Raw genomic sequence first — 10,824 nt, forward strand, 5'->3', positions numbered from 1 at the left:
CATGAGATCGATTTCGCCGGTACCCAGGTCATACAAACCGATTACCGACGTACCGAAAGTCAGCCTGTCCAAATCGGTCCCGGACCCCCGATCCGTCACAAAAGCAAGCGCTGAGCCGTCGGGCGACCAGGCCGGCTGCAGGTCCGAATAGCGATCCTCCGTCAGTTTCCGCAGGGAATCCTGCTGCATATCATACATATACAGGTCGGTGTAGCCCCCGTCCGAACCTGAGAATGCCAGCTTATGGCCGTCCGGCGACCATGCCGGATTGGTTATTGCCCCAACTTCCTCAAACGCAAGCGTGCGTACCGTATGACCATCCTCAATATCAATAATAATAATCCGGTTATCGCCTTTGGCAAAAACCACGGCTGCAAAACGCTCGCCATCCGGCGACCAGCTGCCGGCGGATTCTATAAAGCGGAGCGCATTCAGGTGCGGGTTGGTAACGGTGCTGGTCAGGCTGCGAATTATTTCACCGCTCTCCGCATCCGCCAAAAACAGTTCCACGGAAAACAGGTTTTTTTCTGAAATAAAGGCTACATACTGCCCATCCGGACTGAGGGAAGGTCCCGCATTGATGCCGCCGGTGCCTTTTGACTTTCCAAGGATTTTCTTCCCGACTTCAGAAGGGTCATTGTGTTCCTTTACCGTCTCGGCGTATTTTCTTTTGACGGACTCCTGCCACAGGGTAGACAGGGAATCCATCGAAATATCAAGCGTTTCCTCTATTCCTTGACCCACCCCCTTCTGGGCACTGGTACTATACAGGGGGGGAACGACCTCATCGCCCCATACTCCGCCAATATAAGTCCATACCGAGTGGCCATAGCGATAAGGGAAGTACTCACGGCTGTTGGCCAGATCCTTTAAACTGGGGATATCCTCCCGTCGAACCGCATCCCGCAGCCACATCCCCGTATGGGTATCTTCCGCTCCGACCGACAGGTACTCAGCCATCCCCTCGATAAACCAGAGGGGGAGCTGGCTGGTGGCCCGTATACCGCCGATTTTTTCCGATGTCCGGGCAATATCATATTGAAAAGCATGCACCAGCTCATGTCCCAGTACATGATTCGTACTCTGATTAGCCTCTGCAAACGGCATAATGACCCGGTTCCGGAGTCCCTCCGTCACCCCTCCGGTCCCCACCCCCACATTGGGTACAATATCATTCTGCTGGAAATCGGCGTGATTGGCATAAATAATCAGCGGGTTGGTCGCGCTTATTTCATGTCCCAGCAAGTTGGAATGGCGATGGTACCAGCGCTCCGACAGACGGCCCAGATCTTTTACCGCTTCTGCCTCCCGGGGGTAGTGGTAAATGTCAAAATGCGAAGTCTCCAGAATCTGAAAATCGAAATCTTCATACTGCACCTTGTTGCGCCCGAAATACTGGGCTTCAGCAACAGGAACAGAAAAAGAAGCAAGAAGTAATAGTGGTAAAAATATGCCAGATAAATAATGTGCTGCCGATCGCATCGTACTACCCACTGTCAAACCGCCTTTCTTGGTTAACTTTTCAAAAATAAAGAATAGCATGTAGAGAATAAATAGAATTATCCGTGATATTTCCGTAACGGCCGTTGCTACAAAAGCCGTGAACGCCGGTAGAATCACTATGCCCAATAGAGACAGGAAGAAAAATTATTCCATCTAAGTCCATAATTAAAACATCTTAATTTTTTCTATGAACCATTATTACATTTATATTCCGGGAAATGAAGAGCTGTTTTCAATACAGATGAAGTTTATTAACGGAGTACATCTCCCTGACTTCTTATCCCCCGAATGAATCGGGAGAGATTCGTATGATTTTTCAAAATATTGTAAATATTTCCTGTTTAACACGTTCTTCTTCCCGGGAGGATAGCCTTGGGCAGCACTTTTGGCAAAGCAGGAGGATTGACGATATTTACGTATTATAGGATTCAGTCAGGTTGTAATATCTATTTAAACGGCAAAGACATTAATTTAATCCATAGAGATACTTAGATGAATATATTGGTTACAGGGGGTGCCGGGTATATAGGCAGCCATACGGTCGTAGAACTTCTGAATGACAAGCACGAAGTGGTGGTCGTTGACAATCTCTCGAACAGCAAAGAAGAAGCCCTGACTCGGGTGGAAGAGATCACCGGCCGGTCACTCACCTTCTATAAAACTAATTTGCTGGACAAAGAAGCGCTGGGTGACATTTTTGCCCGGCACGAGGTTGATGCCGTCATTCATTTTGCAGGGTATAAGGCGGTGGGCGAATCGGTCAGCAAACCGCTCTCCTATTATCACAATAATGTGACCGGCACGCTCTATCTTTGCGAGGTGATGCAAAAACACGGGGTCTCGAACCTGGTCTTCAGCTCTTCGGCCACCGTCTACGGGGATCCCCATACAGTGCCTATCCGGGAAGATTTTCCGCTTCAAACCACCAATCCGTATGGACGAACGAAACTGTTTATTGAAAAGATCCTGCGCGACCTTCACAGGGCAAACGAACGCTGGAATATTGCCCTTCTGCGCTATTTTAATCCCGTCGGGGCGCACAAAAGCGGACGCATTGGCGAAGATCCCAATGACATTCCCAATAACCTGATGCCCTATATCACGCAGGTTGCCGTGGGAAAGCTTGACCGGCTGTCGGTGTTCGGTGATGATTATCCCACTCACGACGGTACCGGGGTCCGCGACTACATCCATGTGGTTGACCTGGCGGTGGGGCACCTGAAAGCGCTGGAGAAACTATCGGAAAAACCGGGGGTTGTCACCTACAACCTGGGCACGGGACAGGGATACAGCGTACTGGACGTAGTCAAGGCCTTCGAGGAGGCATCGGGGCAAGAGGTCCCCTACCAAATCACCGACCGGCGTCCCGGTGACATTGCGAGCTGCTACGCTGATCCCGGCAAAGCGGAAAAGGAGCTGGGATGGAAAGCCCGGCGCACCCTTCTGGATATGTGCAGGGACTCCTGGCGATGGCAGTCTCAGAATCCCAACGGATATTAGCAGGTAGTAGTTTTAGATAGTTAAGGCTGCTTATTTCCAACCTTCGACTCAAGGATTGATTATTGAAATTTTCCAATCCTTCCTAATTTCCAGCTTCTAACTCGCTTTTATCTTTGACACACTGATTACTATTCCCTATTTGATAAAAGTGGTCCGGTCTACGCCCGTATTCCCCGTTCTTGAATCGTAACCGTACACTGTAATTTGATAGGCTCCCTCCTCTTCGGGCGAAAAGCTGGTCTCGAAGGTATTTTGCTTTCCGGCATAGTCCATCACTTTCCGGGCTACCTCCCGCTCTCCCTTGCTGACGACAGCGGTAAATTCCATCTCGTCGCTGTCCCACATGCCCCCCGGTTCGATGGGACACCCGCACATCATGACCGCATTGGCCCTGATGGTCATGGTGTCACTGCTGTTGCGCTCGTGTGCCTGGGGCTGAAGGATGTCAATGGCAAAGCCCGGAATCTCGAGCACTACGCCATCCCCGGTGATATCCTTCCCCGGAATCAGCCAAAGCTGGGTACTGGAAGTAACTTCGGACTGTCTTTGGGCAACCGGGGCCGTCGCGGAAATCGTCACAAAGGTCGGTTCCGAAAGCTCAAAAGTAGTCTCAAACTTAGCTGCCCCTTCGCTGCTCAAATCCACATACCGCCGGTGCGGCTGCCGCATGATTCGTTCCGTATCACCGGTGGAACCTTCGGTCAGCCCTTCGGCCAGCAGCTCCCCCGTATTGATATCCGTTATCGTTACGCGGGCCCCGTTCATCGAGGACCCGATAAACTTGGCGTCCTTCGCCTTGGCACGCACCACAACCGTTGTGGATTCCTGTGCCATACCACTCCATACCAAACAACCGGAGAACACCATATAGAGAAAGATCGTCTTTAGTTTCATCATAATAGTAGGAAGTATTGATGTTAAAATTTACCTTAAGTAATTACTATAAGTAATTAATTGGGAATAAAATATTGTTATACATAATAATTTATATAAAAACTGACTGATGTTTTTTAAAATGAGGCCAGCCCTCTACCTCAAAGCTTTACAGCACTTCCATGATCAAATACATGACCGCGGCAGATCCTCCCAGCAGTAAAAGAACAATCACATAGGCTTCCGCCCTACTGCTCCCGTCTTTTTCAAGCGCCCGGACCAGGCCCCTGACCGGAATCTTCCAGAACCAGGCCAGGACAAGGATCCCGATGACGACTGCTGCCAAAATTATTACCATGGAAATAGCACCGGCTTATACACCTATCGGAATTCACTACTGCTTAAATATAACAACCATACGAATGCCCGACTCATTCCATCTCCTTTCCCAGCCGGTTTTTTTCCTCAATCCACCGGGACATATACTTGGTGCTGGCCGTGGTATGATGCAGTAAGATCCCACCTATAAAATTGTTGCGGCGGTGCGGTCGCAGGTTTTGCCGGATAGTACCCAACCGGTCGGTAAATTCGTCCGCAAACTGCTCTTTATCAAACCGCTCGTTAATAATACGAATACCTCGCTGCTGCGCACGGGCCCAGGCTTCCCGGTCAGTATACAACTGAACAGCGGACGAGGCAATCCTTTGGGGTTCATCCGCAACGGCTCCGCTCCACGGCAGGCGGCCCGAAAGCCCCTCCGCCCCGATACTGGTCGTTACGCTGGGCGTCCCGCACCTCATTGACTCCACCAGTTTGCCCTTGAGCCCCGCCCCGAACCGAAGAGGAGCAAGCGTCACCCTTCCGCTTCGAACGACTCCTTTGGCATCTCCCGCCCTCCCCTCGATATAAAAGCCGTCCCCCGGACAGTCTAACTGCCTTGCTTTCCGGGAGGGATAGGCCCCGTAGATATGCAGCTCCGCCTGCGGCAGCTGCCGGCGGACCAACGGCCAGACCTGCTGCTTTAGATACTGCACGGCATCCCAGTTGGGCGGGTGACGAAAATTACCGATGGTCACGAAGTCCCTGCGCTCCTCAAACCCCGGCCAGTCTTCCCGGTCCCCTTCCTCAACCGACGTCAGCAGGAAAGGGAGATAAAACAGCAGCGAAGCCTCAACGCCAAACAGGTTTTCCAGCAAGGTCATTTCAAAATCAGAAATTATAAGCGAAATATCACACCGTAAGATACTGGCTACCTCACGTTTAGCGGTATCATCTCCCAACAATTCACGGGGATCGAAGGGGCGGCCTTCCTGCACCGCCCGGCGGCGGGCGCGGCGCAGACAGTGCAGGTCCTCGGTATCCAGGATACGCACGGTATCGGGACACTGTTCCGCAACCCGCCAACCGAACTGTTCCTCTACAATAAAGCGGTCAAACAGCACGGCCGAAGGCTGCAGTTTTATTATAAAGTCGTCAAATTCAGAACTGTTGATAGCCGTCTGCACGCACCGGATATCCCGCGCCCGGAGATCTGCGGCGTAGTCGCCTTCAGAAGCCGAAGTGGCAAACACTATTTCCCAGCCGTGGGACTGAAACAGCGAAATCAGCTGCAGCATACGACGTCCCGCTGCCGAGGAGTCGGGCTCCGGCCATACCGATCCGATAATTAGCAGTGATTGAGCCATGTTCTGTTATTAATTTTGTGCTGCTGTTCAGAGCGTACAACTTACCATTTTATTTGTTTGCTATCATCTTGATTCTGTGTATTCCCTTTTAATTTAAGCCAGGAAAAGAGGGCATCAAAAAATACCCGGTGTGAAAAAATTATCCGGACGTTCCTGCGACGCAGCTAAAATCGCTTAACTTAAGAGGATAATAAACGTGATTCGGGGTCATTAATGAAGATGCTGTTTTCAGAATATCGCTTAACCTAAGAGGGTAAGAAACACCGTCTCTCAGACAGAAATGAATTCTAAACGCTTCGTCTTTGCTCTCTCATCCAAGCGAAATTTTCACAGGTAATTTTTGCATGCCAGAGTTGGAGACCTTATCCTTAAGCAGCCTTCAACTATTAGAATGACCGCATACTACACGCTATGGATTTACAATTAAAAGGAACCGTTAAGCAAATTTTGGAAGAACAGTCGGGCACCGGTAAAAACGGTCCCTGGCGCAAACGCGACTTTATCCTGGAAACGGAAGGAAAATATCCCAAGAACGTATGTATCACACAGTGGGGGGACAATATTGACCAGGCCGATGTGCAGGAAGGCGAAGAGATCGTGGCTCACATTGATATCCAGAGCCGGGAATACAAAGGCAACTGGTATACCGATGTAAAGGCCTGGAAAATCGAAAAAGGTAGTGACATACAGGCCGGACCTCCGAATAATAATGCACCGTTTAATGACGAGGAACCGACGATCGATCTCTCGGCCACCGATGATGACATTCCCTTTTAATTGCACCCAGGGCCGTTAACCCCGAAATTCAGGTGTTATCCTGGCAAACAGATCTGATTGCAGCTCAATTTATACAAACAGGAAATAAAATCAGCGCGTATTCGTTCGAAAATATCAAACCGTGATAATATAAATTCCTTATAAAAAAAATAATGACAAATTTCTTAAAATATCTATCGTCCTTTGTATTAGTGCTTGCGCTCATCGGGTGCCAAAATGATACCGATGAAACAGCGGAGCAGACGCCTCAGCAGCCATCCCAACAGCAGCAACCTCAGCAACAGCCTGGTCAAATGGGTCAGATGCAACAATCTGCTCCTGACATTGATGTTTCTGAAGAGGAAGCTGAAACCTTCGTTGATGCTGCCATGGATGCACAGCAAGTGCAGATGAAAGCCCAGAAGAGAATGATAGGCATCATTGAAGAAGAGGGGCTGGATGTAGAAACGTATCAAAAAATTGCCCAATCAACTCAAATGGGTCAGTCGCCCCAGGGACAGAGTCAGGACCAGACTCAGGATGCCGATATAAGTGATGAAGAGATGGAAAAATTTGAGAGCGCATCCGAATCTCTTCAGGAAGTCCAGGGAGAAATTCAGCAGGAAGTGACGACTGCTGTCGAAGACGCCGGCATGGAGATGCAGCGATTCCAGCAAATCAGCCAGGCCGCCCAGCAGGATCCCGAACTCAGAAAAACCATACAAAGCATGATGCAGGAAAGACAGGGCTCACAAATGCCGCAACAGCAACCCCCTTCCGGTAACTAAATTGTATTACCGGCTAAGATCTTATCTAAAAGAAAAGCCCGCTGCCCCAGGTAGCGGGCTTTTTACTTTGCCACCTATCCCCTTCTCCATTTCCTCACCATCTCCGTTATCCCTTTTTACCGATTTCATATCGAGGTCTTCTTGAAATAATAATTCTGTGTTGTATTAGTACAACCCAATCCCTTATATTTGGTTTCTCAAAAGAAGGATATACTTCTTTAGTTTCATGTATAGGAAAGAAGCCCGAGTGGCGGAATTGGTAGACGCGCCGGATTCAAAATCCGGTGGCCATTGCGGTCGTGGGGGTTCGAGTCCCCCCTCGGGTACTTATTGCCTGCCAAAGAGTTACAGGTATTCCCAGCATATGATATAATCATAAATTTGGCTTTCGTTTTTGGCTGTGGACAACGTTGGGACAACAACTATTTTAACCCTTTCTTTTTTTCTTTTCTATTAGGCGGGGTTCTGGGCATAAATAAAAAACCCTGCACCGGTCAAGATACAGGGCCTGGCTATCCAGTGTTACCAGTGTCGTTGGTTTCACCATAAATAAGACGATCGAAGTACAGGAAGGTTACACAATATTTTTAATTTTCAATATAAAAAGCCCTGCAAGCTATCAACCTGCAAGGCCTAACTATTCATCAAGAGAGATACGGAAATATAATTAATTTATCAGAGCCTGGCTAAACTTTGATTTCCATACTTCAGGATCCCTTTTCACTCCTCTAAAAACTGACGCAGTACATATTGCAGTATTCCACCGTGTTTTACATATTCAATTTCTATTTGAGAATCCAATCCGGCAATCACCTTAAACTCAGTCTTTTTACCTTCCGGGTGTTCAGCAACCACTTCCAGTTCCTTTCCAGGTGCAAGTCCCTCTTCAATACCATTAATACTGATAATTTCCTCGCCCGTGAGTCCTAAACTGTCGGCATTCTCACCGTTTTTGAATTCCAGAGGCAGCACGCCCAGGCCTACCAGGTTCGACCGGTGAATGCGTTCATAGGACGCAGCGATCACAGCCTTAACTCCCAAAAGGTCAGTACCTTTGGCGGCCCAGTCACGAGAGGAGCCTGCCCCGTAGCTGCTTCCCGCCAGTACCACTAAGGGCGTATTGGATTCTTTATATTTCATGGCAGCATCATACACCGGCATTTCCTTTCTTTCAGGGAAATAAATCGTATAGCCACCCTGCTGATCGACAAGTTCATTATTGATACGTACGTTTGCAAATGTACCACGCATCATTACTTCATGGTTTCCGCGTCGTGAACCATATGAATTGAACATTCCCTTTTCAATCCCCTTTGATTTCAAATATTTTCCTGCGGGACTGTCTTCAGCAAATGCACCGGCCGGCGATATATGGTCGGTTGTGACCAAGTCTCCCAATTTCATCAATACCCGGGCACCCTGGATATTTTGCATGGGTTCAGGTTTCTCACTGATGCCCTTAAAAAACGGGATTTCCTTAATATAGGTCGAATCTTCTTTCCATTCATAATCCAGGCCCGTTGGGGCTTCCAGATTTTGCCATTGTTCCTCCCCATCGAAAATGACCGAGTACTCGTGTTCATAATCTTCCCTGGCAGTAGCGCTTTCAATGGCTTCCTGGATTTCAGCCTGGGTCGGCCAAATATCTTTAAGAAATACCTCATGCCCGTTGGCGTCCGTCGCCAGCGGCTCCTCCATTAAATTGATGTCCACGCGGCCGGCAATAGCATAAGCGACAACGAGCATGGGCGAAGCCAGAAAATTCATCTGTATCTTGGGATGAATACGGGCTTCAAAATTGCGGTTGCCGCTTAGTACGGAAGACACTACAAGGTCGCTTTTATCAATAGCTTTTTCAATATGTGTAGGTAATGGACCGGAATTCCCAATGCAGGTAGTACAACCATAACCCACCACATGAAAACGCAAGGCCTCCAGATCATTCAGGAGCCCGGAGCGTGCTAAATAGTTGGTCACCACTTTGGAACCCGGCGCAAGGGATGTTTTTACCCAGGGTTTTACGTCAAGCCCTTTTTGAATGGCATTGCGGGCAACCAGTCCTGCGCCCAACATTACCGAGGGATTGGAAGTGTTGGTACAGGAAGTGATAGCTGCTACCACAATGGAACCATCACTTAAAATATATTCTTCATTATCGCGCCTGATGTGTACTGATCGCAGCTTGTCCCGATCCATTTTTACTTCCACGTCGCTAACTTGCTGTCGCTGCGCTTGAGCAAGCTCATCATCCTGGTGTACTTCCGTACCCGATCCCCCCTCGCCATACCATACCTCGCGTCTTTCCCGCGGCAGGTAATCCCTGCCATGCACTTCCTTAAGTAAATGGCTAAACTGATCTTTCAGCTTTCTGACCAGAATTTTTTCATGCGGTAGTTTCGGCCCTGAAACAGTAGGCTCTAATTCAGAAAGATCGACCGTTACCACATCACTATATTCAATTTCTTCTTCACCGGTACGCCACAACAGATTTTGCTTGCAGTATTTTTCTACCAGTTCAAGTTGAGCCTCATCCCGATTTGTACTGTCCATATATCGGATAGTCTGGTCATCAATCGGGAAGTACGTAACGGTACAGCCAAATTCGGGGGACATATTGGAAATGGTGGCTCGGTCCGGTACCGAAAGATGATCTAATCCATCACCAAATACTTCTACAAAATCGTTTACTACCCCATGCTTTCGTAGCTTTCTGGTGATTTCCAGCACCATATCGGTTGAGGTGATCCCCTCCGGAAGTTTTCCCGTAAGCTTCAAACCGATCACTTTGGGAGTCGTAAAATAGATGGGTTGTCCAAGCAGTGCTGCTTCGGCCTCAATTCCACCAACGCCCCAGCCAACAACGCCAATCCCATTTACCATGGGTGTATGAGAGTCCGTACCTACCAATGTATCAGGAAAGGCCCAGCCATCGCGTGCAACCACGCCTTTGGCAAGATATTCCAGATTCACCTGGTGGCAAATGCCCATACCCGGCGGCACGACCGTAAAATCGTTAAAGGCGTTCTGCGCCCACTTTAATAACTCATAACGCTCTTTGTTGCGCTTATACTCATATTCAACATTTTTCTCATAAGCATAGTCGGTTCCAAAGAAATCCACCTGCACCGAGTGATCAATGATTAGATCTACCGGTACTTTAGGATTGATCTTTGCCCCGTCTTTTCCTTTACGGATAGCCTCAGAACGGATTGCCGCAATATCTACCACCGCGGGAACGCCCGTAAAGTCCTGCATTAATACCCGTGCAGGTTTGTAGGGAATAGAATTCTCGCTGCCTTCCGGACTCCAATTCAACAAATTGGTAATATGATTATCATCTACCAGGAAACCATCATAATTTCGGAGGGCATTTTCCAGCAGGATGCGGATGGAAAAGGGCAACTTTTTTATATTAGAATGATCCTCTGAAAGCTGGGAGATACTGATGTAATCGAAACTCCCACTCGAGGTTTCAAGTGTATTGGTGATTTCTTTAATCTGTTCTTGCATATCGGCTATACCCTCATGTCTGGCTTATGATTTTAAAAGCTTTTCCAACCTCTACAAGTTATAATAATCGTTCGTACTTTCACAGGTAGATGCTTATAATTTAACAGGCGAAACTAAACCATGTTTTATAATAACAATTTAAAAAAACTTAACAAATTACATGTAGTTAGATCAGTACCGCTTTAATTAATATTTTTTGCTACAGAAAC

The 10,824-nt window shown here is 48.2% G+C and carries 8 protein-coding genes and 1 tRNA gene; 4 read left to right on the forward strand and 5 right to left on the reverse strand.

Translation table 11 applies throughout. The features are described from left to right. On the reverse strand, positions 1-1,482 hold a 1,482-nt coding region (locus ACESLU_RS07005; protein ID WP_372637071.1), incomplete at its 3' end, for a basic secretory protein-like protein. A 513-nt stretch (positions 1,483-1,995) separates the two neighbouring features. Between ACESLU_RS07005 and galE the strand changes: the two genes are divergently transcribed. Then, positions 1,996-3,003, forward strand: a complete 1,008-nt coding sequence (galE, locus tag ACESLU_RS07010) for a UDP-glucose 4-epimerase GalE (protein WP_372637074.1) — start codon at positions 1,996-1,998, stop codon at positions 3,001-3,003. Positions 3,004-3,138: 135 nt separating this feature from the next. Here galE and ACESLU_RS07015 read toward each other — a convergent pair whose 3' ends face one another. The 3 genes from ACESLU_RS07015 to ACESLU_RS07025 all read right to left on the reverse strand — a co-directional run bounded on the left by ACESLU_RS07015 (position 3,139) and on the right by ACESLU_RS07025 (position 5,561). Beyond that, positions 3,139-3,900, reverse strand: coding sequence for a hypothetical protein (locus ACESLU_RS07015; protein WP_372637076.1), 762 nt, complete (start codon positions 3,898-3,900; stop codon positions 3,139-3,141). A gap of 145 nt (positions 3,901-4,045) precedes the next feature. After that, positions 4,046-4,234 (reverse strand): hypothetical protein, encoded by a 189-nt coding sequence (locus ACESLU_RS07020; RefSeq protein WP_372637079.1) that lies wholly within the window; start codon positions 4,232-4,234, stop codon positions 4,046-4,048. 73 nt (positions 4,235-4,307) lie between these two features. After that, positions 4,308-5,561, reverse strand: a complete 1,254-nt coding sequence (locus ACESLU_RS07025; protein ID WP_372637082.1) for a glycosyltransferase — start codon at positions 5,559-5,561, stop codon at positions 4,308-4,310. Between the two features lie 411 nt (positions 5,562-5,972). Here ACESLU_RS07025 and ACESLU_RS07030 point away from each other — a divergent pair, with 411 nt between their 5' ends. From ACESLU_RS07030 to ACESLU_RS07040, 3 genes are all read left to right on the forward strand, one after another. After that, positions 5,973-6,338, forward strand: a complete 366-nt coding sequence (locus ACESLU_RS07030) for a DUF3127 domain-containing protein (RefSeq protein WP_372637085.1) — start codon at positions 5,973-5,975, stop codon at positions 6,336-6,338. 152 nt (positions 6,339-6,490) lie between these two features. Next, on the forward strand, positions 6,491-7,105 hold the full coding sequence (locus tag ACESLU_RS07035) for a DUF4168 domain-containing protein (RefSeq protein ID WP_372637087.1): 615 nt from the start codon (positions 6,491-6,493) through the stop codon (positions 7,103-7,105). Positions 7,106-7,346: 241 nt separating this feature from the next. After that, positions 7,347-7,431: transfer RNA gene (locus tag ACESLU_RS07040), tRNA-Leu, on the forward strand. Positions 7,432-7,825: 394 nt separating this feature from the next. Here ACESLU_RS07040 and acnA read toward each other — a convergent pair. Further along, positions 7,826-10,615: an aconitate hydratase AcnA gene (gene acnA / locus ACESLU_RS07045; protein ID WP_372637090.1), complete on the reverse strand. Its 2,790-nt coding sequence runs from the start codon at positions 10,613-10,615 to the stop codon at positions 7,826-7,828. Positions 10,616-10,824 lie beyond the last annotated feature (209 nt).

Source organism: Fodinibius sp., from assembly GCF_041642155.1.
Taxonomy (GTDB): domain Bacteria; phylum Bacteroidota; class Rhodothermia; order Balneolales; family Balneolaceae; genus Fodinibius.

Excerpts from the sequence above, each read along its gene's own strand:
- ACESLU_RS07015 (WP_372637076.1), bottom strand. The coding sequence starts at position 3,900 with ATGATGAAACTAAAGACGATCTTTCTCTATATGGTGTTCTCCGGTTGT.
- ACESLU_RS07035 (WP_372637087.1), top strand. The coding sequence starts at position 6,491 with ATGACAAATTTCTTAAAATATCTATCGTCCTTTGTATTAGTGCTTGCG.
- ACESLU_RS07020 (WP_372637079.1), bottom strand. The coding sequence starts at position 4,234 with ATGGTAATAATTTTGGCAGCAGTCGTCATCGGGATCCTTGTCCTGGCC.
- galE (WP_372637074.1), top strand. The coding sequence starts at position 1,996 with ATGAATATATTGGTTACAGGGGGTGCCGGGTATATAGGCAGCCATACG.
- ACESLU_RS07025 (WP_372637082.1), bottom strand. The coding sequence starts at position 5,561 with ATGGCTCAATCACTGCTAATTATCGGATCGGTATGGCCGGAGCCCGAC.
- acnA (WP_372637090.1), bottom strand. The coding sequence starts at position 10,615 with ATGCAAGAACAGATTAAAGAAATCACCAATACACTTGAAACCTCGAGT.
- ACESLU_RS07030 (WP_372637085.1), top strand. The coding sequence starts at position 5,973 with ATGGATTTACAATTAAAAGGAACCGTTAAGCAAATTTTGGAAGAACAG.